Origin of the sequence: Pseudomonas sp. PB101, from assembly GCF_009764265.1 — a bacterium.
Classification (GTDB): Bacteria; Pseudomonadota; Gammaproteobacteria; order Pseudomonadales; family Pseudomonadaceae; genus Aquipseudomonas.
In genome coordinates this window covers 173,686-193,817 of the sequence record NZ_RWIR01000024.1, presented here as the reverse complement: position 1 = coordinate 193,817, position 20,132 = coordinate 173,686, and the positions used below count along the sequence as shown (strand labels likewise).

At 54.7% G+C, this 20,132-nt stretch carries 18 protein-coding genes; 5 read left to right on the top strand and 13 right to left on the bottom strand.

Going from position 1 to position 20,132, the window contains the following annotated elements:
* The first annotated feature begins 364 nt into the window (after positions 1 to 364).
* Complete coding sequence (locus EI969_RS07505; protein ID WP_160386889.1) at positions 365 to 1,132, top strand: SDR family NAD(P)-dependent oxidoreductase; 768 nt, start codon at positions 365 to 367, stop codon at positions 1,130 to 1,132.
* Between the two features lie 12 nt (positions 1,133 to 1,144).
* Positions 1,145 to 1,900, top strand: coding sequence for an SDR family NAD(P)-dependent oxidoreductase (locus EI969_RS07500; RefSeq protein ID WP_160386888.1), 756 nt, complete (start codon positions 1,145 to 1,147; stop codon positions 1,898 to 1,900).
* Positions 1,901 to 1,977: 77 nt separating this feature from the next.
* On the opposite strand, the gene EI969_RS07495 is transcribed toward EI969_RS07500, so the two are convergent.
* Entirely contained in the window at positions 1,978 to 2,757 is a 780-nt protein-coding gene (locus tag EI969_RS07495) for an SDR family NAD(P)-dependent oxidoreductase (protein ID WP_160386887.1), read from the bottom strand.
* 270 nt (positions 2,758 to 3,027) lie between these two features.
* On the opposite strand from EI969_RS07495, the gene fdhA reads away from it, so the two are divergent.
* A complete protein-coding gene (gene fdhA / locus EI969_RS07490; RefSeq protein WP_160386886.1) occupies positions 3,028 to 4,227 on the top strand; it encodes a formaldehyde dehydrogenase, glutathione-independent in 1,200 nt (399 codons plus the stop codon).
* A 102-nt stretch (positions 4,228 to 4,329) separates the two neighbouring features.
* Here the strand turns inward: fdhA and EI969_RS07485 are convergent, their stop codons facing one another.
* From EI969_RS07485 to EI969_RS07435, 11 genes are all read right to left on the bottom strand, one after another.
* The gene (locus tag EI969_RS07485) at positions 4,330 to 5,247 is read right to left on the bottom strand and encodes a DMT family transporter (RefSeq protein ID WP_160386885.1); all 918 of its coding nucleotides are present in this window, start codon (positions 5,245 to 5,247) and stop codon (positions 4,330 to 4,332) included.
* 35 nt (positions 5,248 to 5,282) lie between these two features.
* Positions 5,283 to 6,296: a GlxA family transcriptional regulator gene (locus EI969_RS07480; RefSeq protein ID WP_371925891.1), complete on the bottom strand. Its 1,014-nt coding sequence runs from the start codon at positions 6,294 to 6,296 to the stop codon at positions 5,283 to 5,285.
* A gap of 102 nt (positions 6,297 to 6,398) precedes the next feature.
* Positions 6,399 to 7,397 (bottom strand): 4-hydroxyproline epimerase, encoded by a 999-nt coding sequence (locus tag EI969_RS07475; protein ID WP_160386884.1) that lies wholly within the window; start codon positions 7,395 to 7,397, stop codon positions 6,399 to 6,401.
* 12 nt (positions 7,398 to 7,409) lie between these two features.
* Positions 7,410 to 8,258: a proline/glycine betaine ABC transporter permease gene (locus tag EI969_RS07470; protein ID WP_160386883.1), complete on the bottom strand. Its 849-nt coding sequence runs from the start codon at positions 8,256 to 8,258 to the stop codon at positions 7,410 to 7,412.
* Entirely contained in the window at positions 8,255 to 9,103 is an 849-nt protein-coding gene (locus tag EI969_RS07465; protein ID WP_160386882.1) for a proline/glycine betaine ABC transporter permease, read from the bottom strand. Before EI969_RS07465 ends, EI969_RS07470 begins: the two co-directional genes overlap by 4 nt.
* The gene (locus tag EI969_RS07460) at positions 9,100 to 10,218 is read right to left on the bottom strand and encodes a glycine betaine/L-proline ABC transporter ATP-binding protein (RefSeq protein WP_160386881.1); all 1,119 of its coding nucleotides are present in this window, start codon (positions 10,216 to 10,218) and stop codon (positions 9,100 to 9,102) included. The genes EI969_RS07465 and EI969_RS07460 overlap by 4 nt, the downstream gene beginning before the upstream one ends.
* A 75-nt stretch (positions 10,219 to 10,293) precedes the next feature.
* Positions 10,294 to 11,145: a glycine betaine ABC transporter substrate-binding protein gene (locus EI969_RS07455; RefSeq protein WP_160386880.1), complete on the bottom strand. Its 852-nt coding sequence runs from the start codon at positions 11,143 to 11,145 to the stop codon at positions 10,294 to 10,296.
* A 68-nt stretch (positions 11,146 to 11,213) separates the two neighbouring features.
* Entirely contained in the window at positions 11,214 to 12,560 is a 1,347-nt protein-coding gene (locus EI969_RS07450) for an FAD-binding oxidoreductase (RefSeq protein WP_160386879.1), read from the bottom strand.
* Positions 12,557 to 14,074 carry an aldehyde dehydrogenase gene (locus tag EI969_RS07445; protein WP_160386878.1) on the bottom strand — a complete coding sequence of 506 codons (1,518 nt, stop codon included), beginning with the start codon at positions 14,072 to 14,074 and terminating at the stop codon, positions 12,557 to 12,559. The genes EI969_RS07450 and EI969_RS07445 overlap by 4 nt, the downstream gene beginning before the upstream one ends.
* The gene (locus EI969_RS07440; RefSeq protein ID WP_160386877.1) at positions 14,067 to 14,978 is read right to left on the bottom strand and encodes a dihydrodipicolinate synthase family protein; all 912 of its coding nucleotides are present in this window, start codon (positions 14,976 to 14,978) and stop codon (positions 14,067 to 14,069) included. Before EI969_RS07440 ends, EI969_RS07445 begins: the two co-directional genes overlap by 8 nt.
* Complete coding sequence (locus tag EI969_RS07435; RefSeq protein WP_160386876.1) at positions 14,975 to 15,688, bottom strand: GntR family transcriptional regulator; 714 nt, start codon at positions 15,686 to 15,688, stop codon at positions 14,975 to 14,977. The genes EI969_RS07440 and EI969_RS07435 overlap by 4 nt, the downstream gene beginning before the upstream one ends.
* Positions 15,689 to 16,335: 647 nt before the next feature.
* Between EI969_RS07435 and EI969_RS07430 the strand changes: the two genes are divergently transcribed.
* Positions 16,336 to 17,571, top strand: coding sequence for an aromatic ring-hydroxylating dioxygenase subunit alpha (locus tag EI969_RS07430; protein WP_160386875.1), 1,236 nt, complete (start codon positions 16,336 to 16,338; stop codon positions 17,569 to 17,571).
* Between the two features lie 115 nt (positions 17,572 to 17,686).
* Here EI969_RS07430 and EI969_RS07425 read toward each other — a convergent pair whose 3' ends face one another.
* Positions 17,687 to 18,640: a LysR family transcriptional regulator gene (locus EI969_RS07425; protein WP_160386874.1), complete on the bottom strand. Its 954-nt coding sequence runs from the start codon at positions 18,638 to 18,640 to the stop codon at positions 17,687 to 17,689.
* A 449-nt stretch (positions 18,641 to 19,089) separates the two neighbouring features.
* Between EI969_RS07425 and EI969_RS07420 the strand changes: the two genes are divergently transcribed.
* Entirely contained in the window at positions 19,090 to 20,127 is a 1,038-nt protein-coding gene (locus EI969_RS07420) for a glycine betaine/L-proline ABC transporter ATP-binding protein (RefSeq protein ID WP_150723827.1), read from the top strand.
* Positions 20,128 to 20,132: the final 5 nt, after the last annotated feature.

The window sequence follows — 20,132 nt, the reverse complement described above, 5'->3', positions numbered from 1 at the left end:
GTAAAAATAATGAGGCTTGCAAACTGCAAGCTTGTAGCTTCCTACTTATAGAAAACCTTAGCAGCTGGTACCCCCTGACCATAATGATATTTTAGATACATAAATGATGACTTCACGTTATGAGCGGCTGGCGCTCTGTCGTACCGCCCGCTATGCAAATGTTCATTGTTTTCGCAGGGTCCGGGCTGGCGGCAAAACTACATTTTGCCCCACACCGACCGGCCCGAGCGTGACTCCAAAAGCTCGAATCAGAATTTTTTGATAACGCCACGTTATCTTTGGTCCAGTAAAAAAGTTGCTAGACGCTGCGATCCTTTGAAATTAAATAATGGCTGCGCCAAAAAACTACCAGGTAGGTTGCCATATGAAATTCAATAATAAAGTGGTGGTCATTACCGGCGCTGCCGGCGGTGTCGGACAGGCGTTAGCATTATTGTTCGCCCGAGAAGGCGCAAAGCTTGTTTTGTCTGATCTTGATGAAGCCGGTTGCAAATCAATCTCAGCCAAAGTTCGTGACTTGGGCGCCGAAGTGTACTACGTGGCAGGCGATTTACGCCGTAAAGAATATTGCGAAGCGATTGTCCAAACTGCCGTTGATGTTTTTGCAGGGATCGACATCGTATTGAACAATGCGGGCATCATTCCCCGCGGCTCGATTGAGGAAACCACTGACGACATGTGGTTTGACGCCATGGGCGTAAACCTGAACGCGGTGTTCTTCATCTGCCGTGCCGCGATACCGCACATGAAAAATCGCCCGGGTGCCGCAATCGTCAACACATCATCTGTCTGGGGCATTTATCCCGGCCCCGCCCACGTGGCGTATTGCACAAGCAAAGGGGCCGTCGCGGCTTTAACCAAGAATCTGGGCCGCGATTGCGCCCCCTTGGGCATCCGCGTCAATGCCGTCTGCCCGCACGAAATCAACACCCCGATGATACGCAGCGGCTTTGAGCGTCGCGGCCTGGATCCGGACAAAGCCGTGCAAGAACTGAACAAGAGCGTGCCATTAGGCCGTATCGCCGAACCTGAAGACATTGCGGATGTCATCGCATTTCTGGCGTCCGACGAGGCCAGGTACATCGCCGGCGAAACGGTAGAAGTCACAGGCGCCAAGCCGGTGTCCGGCTAAGGAGAGGTAGCGATGCTCAAAGGTAAAAATGTAGTGGTGACCGGGGGCGGCAGAGGGATTGGCCGAGGCATTACCGAACAATTGCTTGAGGCGGGAGCTTGCGTGTTGATCGCTCAGCGCCAGGCACTGGACGACGACTTGCGAAATCACCCTCAAGTCTATTTCGTCGAGGCTGATCTCGCCTCGATGGAGACACCGAATTTGATTGCACAGTTCGCCCAGGAGCAGCTTGGCGGAATCGATGTATTGGTTAACAACGCCGGGTTCATGTTCGAAAAATCCATTGATGATATGACCGAACAAGACTGGGATCGCATGATGGCTGTCAATCTGCGAGCACCAGCGTTCTTGTGCAAGGCGTTGGTGCCCCAGATGCGTCAGCGAGGCGGTGGCAGCATCATCAACATCGGGTCGATCGAAGGGATAGGCGCCAACCCTGAACATGCCGCGTACTGTGCATCCAAGGCGGGCATCCATGGGTTGACCCGAGCCTTGGCAATCGATCTCGGCCGAGATGGTATTCGCTGCAATGCCATTGCTCCGGGGTGGATAAATTCCGAGCTGAGTGATGCATACCTCGCCGCTCAAGCTGATCCGCGTGCGGCGCGCCAGGCACTCCTGCGTCTTCACCCGGTCGGGCGTACCGGATTGCCGGCGGATGTTGGCGGGACAGTCGTTTTCCTGGCCTCCGAATCATCGGCCTTCATCACCGGTCAGGTGCTGGTGGTGGATGGGGGGCGCACGGCGAAACTGCCACTGCCGTTTTGATCGAAGCAGCCCGACTTGCGACGGAGGAAGTCACTTACTCTCCTCCGCTGCAAAATTTCGCGTCGGGCCCGCATTGATTACTTGGGTGCTTTGTTCTCTATCAGGCAATTGCCACCATCGATCACCAGCAACTCGCCGGTAATGTAACTGGACTCAGGTGAGGCCAGGAACGTAACGGCAGCAGCCACTTCTTCCGGGCGACCAGCCCTGCCAACCGGTACATACTTCGCTGCATTCTCTTCCTCTGGAGTGCTTGACCCTGTGGCGATCCAACCCGGCGCGACCGAATTCACAGTGATTCCATAGCCCGCGACCTCAAGGGCCAGGCTCATGTTCATACCCACCATTCCGGCTTTTGCCGCGGCATAGGCCGCCTCTCCCCGATTACCGGCTCGAGTGCCAGTCGTGGAGCTGACATTGACGATACGACCGTAGCGTCTGTTACGCATCCCCGGCAGAATTCCACGGGTCAACAGAAAGGCAGTTGTCAGATTTCGAGCAATTGAAAGATTCCAGCTATCGACACTCATGTCCGCCAGATCGGCAAAAGGCTCCGGATGACCTTGGGCGGCCATGCCGGCATTGTTCACAAGAATATCGATTCGCCCCCATACCGATTCGGCCCAAGTGGTAAGTTCGAGGACTTGATCCTCTTCACTCAAGTCCGCCGTACGCCCTTGCGCTTCAAATCCTGCGGTACGTAACTCCTCCACCCGATCATGGATGCGAGCGCTGCTGCCTGTGACAATCAACCTCACGCCCAGGCTGCCCAGACGCTTTGCAATCGCAATACCAATTCCTCGCTCACTACCGGCTCCGCTGACAAGCGCTACCTGACCAGTCCAGTCCGCAATCATCGCGTTTACTCCTATCGTCCGGGGTTAGCCCTGAATCCATGGAAATTGAGGGGAAAGAGATACTCAACAGGGACTAAATGCTCTCGCCGGGTGCTGATACCAGGCGTAGGATCGATACGATAACTGCTAATCACGCGTCGTTGGAAGATGACTTCCAACCAATCTGCATTCACGCGCAAACGCAAGACATATACCACTGCACTGTAAGGCCGCGCGCCCCTTCGCAGTACAAGGGCCGTGTTCTCACAACAACAAAAGCGAGGTGAAAGCATGTCTGGTAATCGTGGTGTCGTGTATCTCGGCGCAGGCAAGGTCGAGGTGCAGACCATCCCCTATCCAAAAATGGAAGACCCGCGCGGCAAGCGCATCGACCATGGCGTAATCCTGCGCGTGGTTTCGACCAATATCTGCGGCTCCGACCAGCATATGGTGCGTGGTCGGACCACGGCCCAGGTCGGGCTGGTGCTTGGCCATGAGATTACTGGTGAGGTGATCGAGAAGGGCCGTGACGTGGAAAACGTGCAGATCGGTGACCTGGTCTCGGTGCCGTTCAACGTCGCCTGCGGCCGTTGTCGCAGTTGCAAGGAACAGCACACCGGCGTCTGCCTGACGGTCAACCCGGCGCGCCCCGGCGGTGCCTATGGCTATGTGGACATGGGCGACTGGGTTGGCGGCCAGGCCGAATACGTGCTGGTGCCGTATGCCGACTTCAACCTGCTGAAGCTGCCCGACCGCGACAAGGCCATGGAGAAAATCCGTGACCTGACCTGCCTCTCCGATATCCTTCCGACCGGCTACCACGGCGCGGTTACCGCCGGTGTCGGCCCTGGCAGCACGGTGTATATCGCCGGTGCCGGTCCGGTCGGACTGGCTGCTGCCGCCTCCGCCCGTCTGCTTGGTGCGGCGGTGGTGATAGTCGGCGACGTGAATCCGCTGCGTCTGGCGCATGTCAAGGCTCAGGGCTTCGAGATCGCCGACCTGACCAAGGACACTCCGTTGCACGAGCAAATCGCCGACCTGCTCGGTGAGCCGGAAGTTGATTGTGCGGTCGATGCGGTCGGCTTCGAAGCCCGTGGCCACGGCCATGACGGCGCGCAGCACGAGGCCCCGGCCGACGTGCTCAACGCGCTGATGGGCGTGGTGCGGGTCGCCGGCAATATCGGGATCCCGGGTCTGTATGTCACCGAAGACCCGGGCGCAGTCAACAAAGCCGCCAAGCATGGCAGCCTGAACATCCGTTTCGGCCTCGGCTGGGCCAAGTCCCACAGCTTCCACACCGGCCAGACCCCGACGATGAAGTACAACCGTCAGCTGATGCAGGCGATCATGTGGGACCGGATCAACATTGCCGAGGTCGTCGGCGTGCAGGTGATCAGCCTGGACGACGCGCCGCGCGGTTACCACGAGTTCGATGCCGGGGTGCCGAAGAAATTCGTCATGGATCCGCACAAGCTGTTTAGCGCAGCCTAAGAAGTAGGTTGGGAAAAGGGCCGCTTTGAGCTGCCCTTTTTTATGGCAGTGCTCATCCAGGAAACCAACCACACATTGATTACTTCATACACTCAGGTACGTTCACACCTTCGCTTTAATCGCATACAGCCCCCCGATAATCACCAACGCTGCGCCGACAACCACCCAGGTATCAGGGCGCTCGGCAAAAACGATCACACCAATCAAAGTGGCGAACACCAGAAGTGCATAGTTGAAAGGCTGCAGGGTAGAAGCGGTTGCGTATTTCAGTGCTTGAATGAAGAGAATCTGAGCGACTACGCCCGTCAATGACAGGATCCCCAACAAGAGGCCCTGGACCGGAGTCGGAGCAACCCATGCGGGTAGCCCCGCAAATGTGACCGTCAGGGCACCCACACTTGCCATAAAGAGCATGTTCGTAGCAAAGGAGTCGTGCTGGCTAATCCGGCGCGTCAGTACGTTGAACACCGCGAACGCCAAAGCAGCCAGCAGGGGAATCAGCGCCGCGAGTTCAAAAACGCCCGCGCCAGGTCTAAGGATGATCAGTGTCCCGGTGAACCCTATGGCGGCGGCAATCCAGCGCCGCAGACCTATGAACTCCCCAAGCACGGCCCCCGCCAATGCCAGTGCCATCAGCGGAAATACGGCATAGAGCGCATGCATTTCGGCCAGGCCCAAATATCGTAGCCCCACTGCAAACAGTATGGTTTCACCCACGGCTAACAGCGCTCGAATGATTTGGAGCCAAGGGTGCTTACTGCGAAATGACTCTTTGCCCCTACCTTGGTAGGCGGCATATCCGAGGGCAAAAACGACAAACACCCAATAGCGCATCATGACCAGTTGGGCAACCGGGAAGTCTTTGACAAGCACCTTGGTTAGTCCGTCCTGGCTCGCAAAGATAAGCATCGAAAGCAGGCATAAGAAGATCCCGAGTTGGGGCCTTGCGACCCCAGGACTAGCAGCAACGGTGGGCGCAGCATTTTCTGTTCGGTCGCACTTCAATCGCAACTCGGTCATGCCCTCCTCCTTAAAATTTTTGCGACAGCCCTTTTTTACTTCACCAGCCGTGTTTCTCTCGAAGGCCGGTAACCAAAATACGAGCTGTAGCATTTGCTGAAATGGCTCGGTGAAACAAAGCCGCATGCGACCAGCACATCAACCTGAGACAGCTCTGTGTGCTGAAGTAATCGCCGTGCTTCGGTAATGCGCAATTCCAGGTAATACCGTTGCGGCGTGGTACCCAGTTGCTCTTTGAACAAGCGCTCTATTTGGCGACGGGAACGTCCGGCATAGACCGCCAGTTGGTCCATTTGCAACGGTTCTTCCAGGTTGGCGTCCATCAGTTTGACCACCTCTTTGAGGGGGGCGCTCAACGAGATGTTCTGTGTCGGTTTGATACGCCGATACCGCGACTCTTCGAAAGACAGAATGTCTTCGATACCCTCGACAAGCGCCTTGCCATGCAGCCCTTTGATCCACTCGAGAGCCATATGAAAAGCACCCGCCGGACTCGAAGCCGTGAGCCGGTCTCGATCCATGACAAATGCTTCACTGGTGACATGCGTGACTTTTGAAATTTCTGCGAGCGCAGGGCGGTGTTCGGGATGAATCGCACAACGATACCCCTCAAGCAAACCTGACACGCCCAAAAACCACGCCCCATTCCACAGCCCGGCCAGGGTGATACCAAGTTCTGATGCCGTTTTAAGGATGCTGATCAGCTCGTGATTGACTTTGAGTTCGGTGCGATAGCCGCCGCATATGACCAGCAAATTAAGGTCTTTGAGTGCTGCCATGTCCAAACGCGCATCCGGTCGAATGATCAGGCCAAGGTCGCTGGTAACCTCTCCGTCCTGCAACCCGAAGGTACGTGAAGAGAACAACGTAGGACGCAAAAGGTTGGCAGTGACAATCGTATCGAGCGCTTGCGTAAATGCAGGCAACGAGAAGTGTTCGAGCAATAAAAATCCTGCCCGAGCATGAGCCGTCGGCTCACTACGAGTCTCTTCCAGATAGCGCAGGTTTTTACCTTTCATACACCCGCTGAAATCTCGTCGTTCGATCACTTTACGCCTCGCTTCTTTACGCTGACGAACGCAGCCTTTGTGCAAACCACGGTTGAATCTGCGCTTGCGAAGAATCAATCGCTGGCGCCGTGACCGTACTGTTTATGCGAGCTGGAACCCGTGGGCCAGAGGGTCTTTGTCATCGACGAAAATAGTGTTGTGACCTATCACCTCAGCCCAGCCGCTGACACTTGGATTCATGCCGTCGAAGGTTCCGACCTTTACCGACGCCTCCACTTTTCCTTCGTAGATTGTACCGATCAGACTTTCGAGTCGATAAACGTCGCCGACGTTCAGCCGACCTTTTCCGAAGAGCTGAGCCATCCGGGCCGAGGTACCGGTACCGCCGGGAGAACGATCAATAGCTTTATCACCGTAGAACACTGCACAGCGGCCATGCACGGTTCTGCTCTGTGGTTTGTCACACCAGATGACGTGATGAACACCACTGATTCTGCTGTTCTCTGGATGCACAGGGTCACAAATGGCCGAGAGCGCTGCGCGCAGCTTCTGGCTCATCCCCACGATGTCAGCCGTCGTCTGCCCTTCGAATCCAGTCCAGCACTCCTGTGGTTCGACCACCGCATAGAAATTCCCGCCGTAGGCGATGTCCACCGTAAACGTACCAATTCCAGGTACTTCCACCACCACATCGGCGCTGTGCAGGTAGCTGGCTACGTTGAACAAGCGAATCGACTCAACAAACTCGCCGCCCATTGTGTATTCGACATCGACCCGTCCCGCCGGTGTTTCAATCGCCAGTTTTCCCGGCTCACGAGGTGTCACCAAGCCCTCTTCAATGACCACGGTCGATAATCCGATGGTGCCCGCTCCACACATCGGCAGGCAGCCACTGACTTCGATAAACAGCGCACCGAAGTCGCAGTCATCACGTACCGATGGATAAACAATGACGCCAGACATGATGTCGTGCCCCCGAGGCTCGAACATCAATGCGGTGCGTACCCAGTCGTGGTCACGCACGAAAATATCGCGACGCTCCGCCATCGATACGGAGGGCATCAGCGGTGCTCCGCCCGCTACAACCCGAACCGGGTTGCCGCACGCGTGCGAATCAATGCAAAAAAAGCTGCGTCTCATACTGATGCCCTTTCAAAGGAGTTTGCTGGGGGAGTGACGCTGTAACGCGCCCCGTGACAGTCGATCCAACAGCAGCGCAATAGCGACAATTGCCAGGCCCGCTCGAAGGCCTAATCCCATCTCCATCCTGGAGAGGCCACGGGTAACTTCAGCCCCCAGACCGCCCGCCCCCACCAAACCTGCCAGCACCACCATCGCCAGCGACATAAGGATGCATTGGTTCAGGCCTACCAACAGTGTGGGTGCAGCAGTCGGCAGTTCAATTTTGAACAGAATGTCTTTAGGTGAAGCACCGGACGCCTGGCCCAACTCAAGGAGATCCTTGGGCAACTGCTTGAAGGCCAGAGTCGTCAATCTGAGCATCGGCGGGATGCCGTAAACAATCGTTGCGATGATCGCGGGCACCCGTCCTAAGCTGAACAGCATCACTGCGGGGATCAGGTATACCCAGGGCGGCACCGTTTGCATGATGTTCAGAATCGGCAGCAACGCTTCATCTACACGCTTCACCCGGGCGGCCAGAACCCCCAGCGGGAAAGCAATGGCAACAGAGATCAGGACCGACACGCTGACGAGCGCAATCGTCTGGATGGACGCGACCCAAAGGCCAGCGAACAAACAGAAAGCCAACATCACCGCAGCGAAAACAGCGACTCGTTTATTGGCAAAAAAGAAGGCCGCAACGACGACAATACCGATGAACAAGTACGGATGGGGAGCAAGCAGCGCCCCCTCCACTGCACCGAGTACCGCCTCAATGACCTGACTTATCCCTTTGAACAATCCATGTAAATTAGTGTTCAGCCAATCAACGGCGGGAGCCAGGTAATCGCCTGGAGAAAACTGAATGTGCGTTGTCATTGGGAAGCCCTCACCCGCGCCTGTGCAGCACTCTGCGCCAGACGATCCAGGATCATGGTCAGGATAACGATAGCGATGGCCGCGTTGATCGACTTGGCGATATCCAACGTACGGATGGAACCGTAAATCGCCTCGCCCAAACCGCCCGAACCCACAATGCCGGCGATGACGACCATACCGAACGCCATCATCAGGCTTTGGTTGACACCGGCCATAATGCTGGGCATGGCGAACGGTAAGCGGATCTTGAAAAACATCTGCATTCCAGTCACGCCGCTGGCATCTCCCAACTCGATGAACTCCTTGGGTGTCATGCGAATACCCAGCGAGGTCAGTCGTAGCGCAGGGGGAAGCGCGACGATAAAAGTCGCCAACAGCGCCGTGGCAGGGCCATAGCCGAGCAGTGCAATGGCCGGTAGCAGGTAGATGTAGGGCGGCATCGTTTGGATCAAATCCAGACAAGGATCAACCACGCGATCAAAGGCCGGCGCCAGACCGGCAATGACCCCCAGCGGAATGGCGACAACCAGTGCCAGGACAGTTGCTGTGAGTACCAGGGCAAGCGTGCTGACTGTCTCTGGCCACAAGCCGATGACGTCGCAAAACAACAGGGCCATACCTGCAAGAATTGCAAAGCGAACGCCAGCCAGACGCCAGCCAATCAACGCCATGACAATCGCTACAACGTAGTGCGGTGGATAGGCGACACACCACAGCACACCTTCGTAAATGCCCTTCAGCACTGCATTGACGGCATCGAACACGAACTCGCCATTGTCCGAAAGCCATTCCAGTCCTGTATCAATGGAGGTATCAAACTGACTAGAAAAATCCGGCGTGCTCATGCGGACGCCTCCATCGCACCGGCGGTTGGTACTGGCACCAACTCGTTGGGAATACCTTGTACGCCACGCAGCAGATCACGAGGCGTAATGATCCCGACCACTGTTCCGTTATCGACGACGGCAAGCCCGTCGCGCTTGGACTTCATCGTCAAGCTGATGAGTTCATCAATATCGGCGTCAAGCGAGGTTTGAGTGAGCCTGGAAATATCGCAAGTCGGCTGTGCAGCCTTGTAGGCCTGGACAGACGTCATGACCGAGTGAGCCTTGACCAGATGCAATCGGGAAATACCGGCGACGAATTCCGCCACGTAGTCGTCAGCCGGGTTGAGCACGATTTCCTCGGCGGTGCCAACCTGAATGATGGCGCCATCCTTCATGATCGCAATGCGGTCACCGATGCGGATGGCCTCGTCCAGGTCGTGTGTAATAAACACCGCGGACTTGCCCAGCTCCTTGGTCAGCTGGCGGAACTCATCCTGCAACTGTCGGCGAATCAGCGGATCAAGCGCGCTGAACGGCTCATCCATCAAAATTATTTCTGGGTCAGCTGTGAGTGCACGCGCCAGTCCGACCCGTTGTTGCATGCCGCCTGACAGTTCGCTCGGATAGCGTGAAGTCCACTCGCTTAATCCAACCTTTGCTAGCGCCTGCTCGGCCACTTTGTAACGTTCAGCCTTGCCCACACCCTGCACTTCCAGGCCAAACGCGGTGTTCTCAAGAACCGTACGGTTAGGCAGCAAGGCAACGCTTTGAAAGACCATACCGATGTGACGCGCCCTCACCTCTCGCAGTTGTGCCGGCGACAAGGATGAAACGTCCTTGCCTTTGACCAGCACCTTCCCCGAGCTCGGGGTGATCAGCTTGTTCAGCAACCTTATAAGGGTGGATTTGCCACTGCCGGACAAACCCATGATGCAAAAGATTTCCCCCCGGCGAACCTGGAGACTGACATCGGAAACCCCGACCACGCAGCCATGGTTTTGCAGGATCTGGGTCTTTGAAAGACCCTGCTGGACAACCGCGTCCATGGCTGCCGGTGCATTTTTACCGAAGATTTTCCAAACCGACTGGCAATCTACCAGCACTTCGTCAGTATTAATTGTGGCCATCGTCATTTCGCAATCCATCGAACCAGTTGTTTGCTGGGTTCTTTAATTAATCAAAGGGCGGCAGTGGCAAACAAACAGAACTCAATAGTTCTTGATATTTCCCCAACGATTTACAAGATCTGTATGGCTATCTATCCAGCCCTTGATAGCCTCGTCCATGGTCTTGCCATCCTTGACTTCAGCATTCATTGCGGTGATGTCGGTGATGGGTACATAAACGCTGGCCATCAGTTCGCGCGCACGCGGATTGGCTTCAGCGAAGCCTTTGTGCCCGATCCAGTAATAACCCTGCAATGGCGGGAAGATTCCTTTTGGATCTTTCAAGAATTTGAGATCAAATTTCTTGGTCATCCAGGAAGGATCCCAGACGGTTACCGCCACCCATTCTTTTCGGTCGACTGCCGACTTTAAAGCCGCGGTCATGGCCGAAGTACTGCCTTCGACCAGCTTTAGCTTGATGTCGTACGCTTTGACCACGTTGTTCGCGTCACTCATCAAACCCGAACCTGGCTCAATACCAATGATTCTGTTCCCCAGTTTGTCCGCGTTTGCATTCAGCTGTTCGATGGAGTCGATGTCTACGTAACTGGGCACTGCCATGCCCTGATAAAGACCAAAGGAGACCGGTGACAGCTTCTCGATCTTGTTCTTGTTCTTTTTCCAATAATCGGCAGCGGCGTAATCAATCTGGGATGCCAACACCTGAATATCCCCTTTGCTGAGTGCAGCGTAGGCGATACCCCACTCGGAAAACTCCACGACTTTTACGGTATACCCAGCGTTCTCAAGTACCTTCTTGGTAATGCCGGTAATGGGCACCAAATCCTCCCAAGACATGGTCCCCATTACTATGTTTTTTTCCTCAGCGTGCGCCTGCAAACTCATCATGCCCACAAACGCGAGCGCGCAGAATGCCTTCCAGATATTCTTCATGGATTGTTCCGTTCTTATTAGTGACTTATTAAACGGCCTTTATAGGAAAAGCCGACAACTTAAATTTGTTAACCTTCTCGCCCGGCCCAAAATTCATGCCAACGAATGACCGAACTGACGCCCAGCTTCGTTATTATCTTGGGGGGTAGCCTGCTGGGCCCTGGCGCGTGACTGAAACTATCCAGAAAATCAGAACGTATACCCGAAGCCAATTCCGCCGCCATGACACCTGCCAGGGTGCTCTTGACCGTTCCCAACCCATTTTCGCAGCAAGCCGAATACAGGTTTTCTTCGATCTCGCCAAATGCGGCGGCACTGTTACGGCTCAAACACAGACGGCCGGCCCAGCTGAACTCCAACGCAGTGGATTTCAATTCGGGAAAGCGTGCATCCAAGGAATGTCGCTGTTCTTTGGCAACCGCAGCTACACGTTCTGGGGTGACCTGAATACTCGGGTCATAGGTGAACTTTGTCCGGATGACGATACGTGAGAGACCGTCTGTAGAGATTTTACGAACAGTTGCTCCCATTGGATCAGCCGGCAACAATGCCCATTTGGCTTTACCCGGCACATCTTTCTTGAATGCAGCATCACTGTACGCTGCCGTCATGGAGGCGTACGTAAAGACGTGTAGCAGGCGTCCTTGATAATGGCCAAAGTCTTCAATGTGCCCGTTAACCCCCAGAATGACCTTGGGTGCGTGCACCGTCCCGTTATGAGATCGAGCGCTCCAACCACTTCCCTGCTTGGTCAATTCAATAATCGGAGAGCGTTCGAACAGCGTGATTTTCCCTTCCAGCCCTGCTGCCAGGTCTCTGATGTATTGTGCGGGTTGAATCAGCACTGCGCCGGGGGTGTAGATCCCACCTTGGTAATAGGTGGAGCCGGTGATTTCGCGCATTTGCGCAGCATCAAACATCTTGAACTTCTCGCCAATGCGTTCAAGGGATTGCGCGTAATTGACGTTCAGCTTCAATCCCCGCTCAGTGGCGGCCGCGTTGATCTTCCCGGAGGGATCGAACGTGTCGGCAGACATCCCGTACTCCCGCGCGGCTTCAGCGGCAAAAGCAATCGCGAAACGATTTTGCGTGATTTCCAGAGCCGTTGCAGACTCACTCGCCACGGAATACTCCCCGGACGACAGGCTGTGCGGCACATCGATCATGAAGCCAGAGTTTCTGCCCGCCGGGCCTTTGGCTACTTCATGAGCATCGACCACAACAATGCTGTCACCCGGGTGCAGTTGTGAAAGTCTGCGAGCGGCGGAAAGGCCGGCAAAACCGGCACCGATAATCAGCCAATCCGCCGTCACGTTTCCATCAAGCATGCGGACAGGCGCAGTGCGTGCGGAAATCGCCTCCCAACCTGAAACCCCGGTGTCTACCGGCAGGCGCTTGATGGTATGGGTGCTCATTTTTCGGTCTCTTCATCCGACCGATCAGACACATCGATCCAGATTGTTTTGATTTCGGTGTACTGGTCATGGGCAAAAATGGATTTGTCCCGACCACCGAAGCCCGACTCTTTGTAGCCGCCGAATGGCGTTGAGGCATCGCCCTCACCAAAGCAGTTCACGGTGACAATGCCGGCGCGAATTTCCCGCGACAACCTGATTGCTCGGCGAAGGCTGCCGGTGTAAACCGAGGCCGCCAGGCCGTACACCGTGTCATTGGCCAGCGCAATGGCTTCGGAGATCGTGTTGAAGGTGGTGACCGAAAGAATCGGGCCGAAGATCTCTTCCTGAAACAGCCGGTTGTCTCGACCAACACCGTCAATCACCGTCGGTTCTACGAAGGCACCTTCTTTGGTTGCGCCGCCATACACGACTGCGAGCTTCCCGGCAGTGGCGTGCTCAAGGTACGACTTCACTTTTGCGAAATGCTCTGGGCTGACCAGCGACCCTACGCGGTTCTGCGGATCGAGTGGGTCACCCATCTTCCATTCGCGGATGTAGGCGCCCATGCGCTCCAGCAGCTCGTCCTTAACAGACGCATGGACGATCAGGCGCGAAGTCGCGGAGCAGTTTTCGCCCATGTTCCAGAACGCGCCGTTGACGACGTGTTGAGCGACGAGATCCAGGTCTTGGGCATCGTCCATCACCACGGCCGGGTTTTTTCCGCCGCACTCAAGGACGATGCGTTTCAAGTTCGAATCGGCGGCGTAATGCAGGAAACGGCGGCCGGTCGCGGTGGAGCCGGTAAAGCTCACCATGTCGACATCGTTATGCAAGCCAATCGGCTCACCGACCTCTTTGCCCGTACCGGTGACAATGTTGAGCACACCAGCGGGAACACCCGCCTCAAACGCCAATTGAGCGACGCGCAACGTGGTCAGCGACGTTTGTTCTGCAGGTTTGACGATGACCGAACAGCCCGCAGCGAGCGCCGGGCCGATTTTCCAGGCGAGCATCAGCAGCGGGAAGTTCCAGGGCAATACGCAGCCCACCACGCCGATCGGCTCCCGGACCACCATGGTCAGCGCGTCGCTGCCCACCGGGGCGGTGTTGTCATAAATCTTGTCGATCAGTTCCGCGTGCCAACGCAGGGTGTGGATGGTGTCCGGCACATCGACCAGCTGACACTCACTCACAGGCTTGCCGCTATCGAGGCTCTCGAGGACGGCCAGTTCGTGTTGATGGCTTTCAAGCAGGCTCGCAAACTTCAGCAGAACAGCTTTACGCTCCCTGGGAGAAATCGATCTCCAGCGTCCATCCTCGAAGGCCTCTTTGGCGTTACTCACCGCAAAGTCGACATCCTCGGACGAACAGGCAGCGACGTCTGTCAAAAACTCACCCGTTGCCGGGTTGTTCGTGGCGAAGGTTTTGCCGGAGATCGCGGGCTTGAACGTGCCATTGATGAACGCCTTGGATGGCAGCGAAATGTCTTTGGCCAGTGCGGCGTACTCGGCCTTGCTCAGAAGATCACCCATGGTTGGCTCCCGAAGAAATGTTGGCTACGTTACGTTTGAGTTCAGTAATGATCGACGCGAAACTCTGCTTTTCGTCCGTTTCAAGTGGCTGCAATGGCAGGCGCACGTTACCGACTTTCAATCCGGCAACTTCACAGCCGTACTTGATCGACTGCACGAACTTGCCACCGTCCAGGGCATTCATCAGCGGCATCATTGCCGACATGATTTGACGGCCTTTGTCGAAGTTCTTTTCGATCACGCAGGCTTCATAAAGCGCAACGTGTTCCTTGGGCAGGAAGTTGGAACCTGCGCACACCCAACTGCGGGCGCCCCAGGCAAAAAACTCGAGGGCCTGGTCGTCCCATCCGCAGGACAAAGCGATGTTGGGGAACTGCCGGGCCAGCATATGCACCTGACCCATGTCGCCGGAACTTTCCTTGATGGCGACGACGTTTTTCGATTGGCTGACACGCGTGAAATACTCTTCATCCATCGAAACGCACATGCGCCCCGGATAGTTGTAAAGCATGATCGGCAAGTCCGCTGCGCGATCGATAGTGAGCGCGTGAATCGCGTTTTCCTGTGAGGTTGGCAGCGCGTAAGGCGGGGACGTGACGAGAATGGCGTCCGCTTTGATCGATTTGGCATCCTTGGCGTACTGAACCGCATCTTCAGTACGAATCGCCCCGGTGCTGACGATCAGTTGCACCCGAGTGCCGATCACATCTTTGGCGTAGGCCGCCAACTCGGTGCGCTCTTCCGAAGTCTGCGCATAATACTCGCCGGTTGAGCCGCCGATAATAATGCCGTGTACCTTCGCCTCAATCAGCGACTCCAAAACATCCGAGTACACATTCCAGTCAATATCCCCATCAGAGTTATAAGGAGTTACTGCTGGCGTATAAATACCTTCAAATTTCAAGATAAATGCTCCGAATGCGAGTTAGGTGGAAGATCAATGAGTGCATCAGCCTTGATGCCTTGAGGCGCGAAAAAAATCTCCATGTTTTCACGGGACAGTTCCCAATGCTCAAACACGAGATCAACTACGGCACTTTCATCACGCCGTTCAATGGCTTCAATAAAAGCGTCATGATGTCCGGCAGATTGCTCGAGACGTTTCTCCATGTCCCCGTTTTGAGGGCGAAAAAACGTATTGCCGATACGAGCATGATCAATAAGCAGTCTTCCCAGACTAGGTTCCAGGTAATGATTGCAAGCCATTTCGCCCATGATGGCGTGAAACCGATTGTTCTCAACCACCATCGCCAGTGCATCTTTAGACGCAGTGGCTTTGCGAAAGCGCTTCTGGGTTTCTTTCAACTCAATCAATTGACGTGGCTTGAAATTTTGTACCGCCAAGCGGCCAATGGCTGCGTAGATCATTGGCGCAACCAGAAAAAAGTTTCGAAGAGTCGCATAATTCATGGGAATGACCCGGGCGCGCTGGTTCTCGCGGATGTCTATATAACCTTCGCCAGCCAAGCGCCTGAAAACTTCTCGAACAGGCGTTCGCGAGAGACCATAACGCTCACTAATAACAACCTCGTCCAGTGCTTCATCTGGATCAAGTTCCATTGTCAGAATCTGACGCTTCAAGTCTTCGTAAAGAGCACTTTTGCTGCTTTTCACAAATGACCTCCAGAGGTTGTTTTGCCGACTAGTACGGTTAACTGTTGAATCCAGACTGGCATGGGCCAAGAAGGCGGTCAATAGAGTGTATTTCTGGCGTATACATTCTCAGATCGAAAAATCAACCACCGCATAAAACATTTTTTCTTTGATATTCAATGGCTTGGAATGAAACAGCTGGAGTCATATCTTCAATCGATAACATTTGTTTATGCATTGATCAGCGTAAAAGTTTCTTGTTGATGCATGATTACCGTCGTAGCCTTACAACAGCGATATTCTACCGACGAATTGGCGACGAAGATTTCTCGTACACTCGTCCCATTAGTTAGGACCCGTTTGCCCGAGCTCGAATAAGGAGCTGTAGAAAATATTGCTATCGATGCAAACATCGGCATTAAATAATTGTCTGCATTAGTAATGGTTCAGAAACGAAATGAGTGCACGGATGGCGCCACCATCCAAGAAGGCACATTTTTCGTAAGGCGCTTCCTGGACGTGGCAAACCGTTCCGGTTCGCGGATAGAAGCAGCACGGTTTGATGGCTTGCGTCCACAGACGGTACTGCGAACTCAAGACCGTTTAGCCTCATCTCGCTGAGCAGGCTGAACGTGTCGCCCCCCTTGGTATTTTGGAGTGTGTTGACCGTGAGCACTAAATCGGCAGTTTCAAATCTTATCGCGCAGCGCAAGCCTGACCACGCGCTGCCAGGTGCCCTTTATAGCGATCCAGACGTTTATAGGCAGGACCTGGAACAGATCTGGCACAAAAGCTGGATCTTCGCAGGGCACACATTTGAGCTGGAGAAGTCGGGTCAGTACCTGTCGCTGCAAATCGGCGATTACCCTGTCGCTATCGTGCGCGGCGCAGACAAGCAGATTCGTGCATTCCACAACGCCTGCCGCCATCGCGGCTCCAAGGTGTGCCCGGAAGCAAGCGGCAAGGTCGCCAAGCTGGTGTGCCCTTACCACAAATGGACATTCGAGCTGGATGGCAGACTGCTTTTCGCCGGGAACATGGGGGATGATTTCGACAAGTCTCAGCATGGGTTGAAAACCGTGCATTGTGAGGTCGTCGAAACGTACATCTATGTGTGCGTAGCAGATGTCGCCCCAGACTTTTCGTCGTTCAGAAAATCCGTCACCCCTTTCGTTGCGCCTCATAACCTGGACGACTGCAAAGTCGCGTTTGAGTCGAACATCATCGAGAAAGGCAACTGGAAACTGGTTTTCGAGAACAACCGCGAGTGTTACCACTGCGATTTTACTCACCCGGAATTGATGCACTCATTCGTCGACAACCCATCAGTGGGTGGCGCCGGCGGCGATGAGGATCTTGAACTCAAAGAGCATTGGGATCGTTGCGAAGCAGCAGGCCTGCCCAGCCAATTGGTCATGGACGAAGACGGTCGTTTCCGCATGACGCGCATCCCCCTTTTTTCCGGGGCCGTCAGCTACACAATGGATGGCAAGCCAGCGGTTGCCGGTCGCTTGGACACAACCGGTGAAGCCAACATCGGTGCGCTGCTTTATTTCAACTACCCATCAACCTGGAACCACTTTCTGGGCGATCACGCGCTGAGCTTCCGCGTTCTGCCCATCGGTCCGGGCGAGACGTTGGTCACTACAAAATGGATCGTCAAGAAGGACGCGCAGGAAGGTGTCGACTACGACATCGATCGCCTGACCAAGGTTTGGCTTGCAACCAATGACCAGGATCGTACCTTGGTTGAAGGCGCACAGGTCGGCGTCAGCTCTCCTGCTTACGAGCCAGGCCCGTTGTCGGTGGCCAGCGAAATTGGTGTGTGTCAGTTTGATGATTGGTACTGCAAAACGATGCTTGATCAGCTCAATGACACGATCCCGTTAAGATCTGTCGGCTAAGTGCAAAACTGCCGGTGGTGAGAACCACGAATGATCACCACCGGCATACCCAAACTTCTCCCCTCCTCGCACCCCGAGTCACTGCTCAGTCAGTACTCCTATCTTCTTAAACAGCTCAGGAAAACTGGGCGAGAATCCAGTCTCGTAGCCGGCAACAGGCGTCGTCATTGATCCGGTCTTCACGAAATGTCAGATAATGCTGACTTTCATGGAGAACCACTTCCTCTTCGATCGGGCGAATCAGCGTGCCGTTTTCGATCAGGTTTGCCACCAGGTGATTCCATCCGAGGGCTACGCCCTGATGGGTCAACACCATGCTGATTACCAGGTTGTAGTCGTTCGCGTTGAACACGTGAGGGCTGTCGTGGGGGCGTTTCTCGATATCAACATCGTGATAAGCCAGCCAAACACCCCAATCAACGTGCTCCGCTACCTGGGATCTGCCATAGGGACTGAGGTTTAGCAAAACCCCGTCGCGTAATCCTTCCAGGCTGGACAGCTCAGGATGCTCCTCTTTGTAACGAGGTGTGCACACCGGGTAGATGACGTCATGAAACAACGGATAACTGCGGTAGCCATCCTGAATCCTGGCCATTTTGGTGATGAAGATGTCCGGAGTAACACCCGGCTCCATCGACAAAAAGTTTTGAGTGGTTACCAGATTGAGGTCGATGTCTGCGTTCTTGGTAAAAAACCCCGGCAGCTTCGCTGCGAGCCAGAGGGCTGAAAACGCGGGAGAACAGCAAAGCGTCAACGTGCGTTTGCCTGCATTGTTGGTGCGAATACGCTCCGCCGCCTGGGAAATGTTGACGAAAGATATCTGTGCCGCATCAAAAAAGATGGATCCGGCTTCCGTCAACTCGACTGCTCGCCCCACCCTCTTGAAGAGATCCACCCCAAGGTACGCCTCAAGCTCCCGAATCTGACGGCTGATTGCCGCTTGAGTAACGCACAGTGCTTCTGCCGCACGCGTAAAGCTCTGATATTTGGCGGCGGCTACGAATGACTTTACTGCTTTCAGGGACGGCATTTTCAGCAGCGTCATGTCTGGATCGATGTGCTTAACCATAACCTAGAGTATTGAATATCCGGTTCGGGGCCCTTTGGAGGGCCGTTAGGGACGAGATCGGCGAGAGGGTTCCACCTAGAGCCTATGCTGGAGCGTAGCTGAAACAGAGGGTCTAAGACAGGGCCCGCGGCAGTCGCCTTCGCAACCAGCACTGTCGCAGTCGCAAATTGATACGCTTAATTGATTGATAACATGACGTTATTGATTGGCTGGAGGAAATGTTGTTAGACGCTGACTCTATAAGGTAATAACTTGGGTCTCAAGGCACTGATTAATTCAGCGCCGATAAAACAAGAATAATAAACATCACATAATAAAGAGGATGGTCACAAATGACTAACTCCCAACCTTTCTCCCAGCTTGACTGCCCCCATAAGCACCGTCTTAACTGATTAAGATACGTATATCTAAATTCTTGATCTTACGTCGTATTTGCAGCAGGAGGGGTTATGAGTCTTGGTGACGAGATACTCTCGGTAAAAAACATTTACAAAGTCTTCGGCGCCCAGCCGAAGCTCGCGATGGAGATGCTGGCTCGCGGTGCTGATAAAAGTGAAATTTTCAGCAAAACCGGTCAAGTCGTTGGCGTTTTTGATGCCAGTTTCTCCGTAAAACGTGGAGAGATTTTCGTCATCATGGGGCTTTCCGGTTCCGGGAAGTCGACGATGGTCCGCTTGTTCAATCGACTGATCGAGCCAACCTCCGGAACAATCCATCTTAACGGACAGGAAATTACCGGTCTGTCGGATGCTGATCTCCTTAGCGTTCGTCGCAAAGACATGAGCATGGTGTTTCAGTCGTTTGCCCTGATGCCCCACATGAGTGTGATCGACAACGTTGCTTTCGGCCTGGAAATCTCGGGTGTCGAGGAAAGCGAACGGCATAAACGTGCACTCGAGGCACTTAAACAGGTGGGGCTCGATGGCCACGCCTACAGCTACCCGCACCAACTGTCCGGCGGTATGCAACAGCGGGTAGGCCTGGCCCGAGCGCTGGCTAACGACCCAGCCATCCTGCTAATGGACGAAGCCTTCTCGGCACTCGACCCGTTGATTCGCCACGAAATGCAGGGCGAACTGATCCGCCTGCAGGCAGAACAGCATCGCACCATCATCTTCATCTCCCATGACATTGACGAGGCGATTCGCATCGGCCATCGCATTGCGATCATGGAGGGTGGCCGGGTAGTACAGATCGGTACCCCGCAAGAGCTGCTTTGCAACCCGGTGAACGATTACGTCAGGGCTTTCTTCAAAGGCTTTGATGCCTCGAAGATCCTCAAGGCTGGTGATGTTGCAAAAATTTGCGCAGAGCATCCGTACGCCGTGGATCAATCCACGCCTACGCTGCGCGACGATGTACTCCTGCAGGACGTCTTTCACATCGTTGCTGATGCAGTTAATCCAGTTGCCGTCCTGGATCGCCAGGGTGTGTTCAAAGGCACGATCTCCAAGAGCCTACTGCTTCAGACAATGAGCCGACACTAATAGTC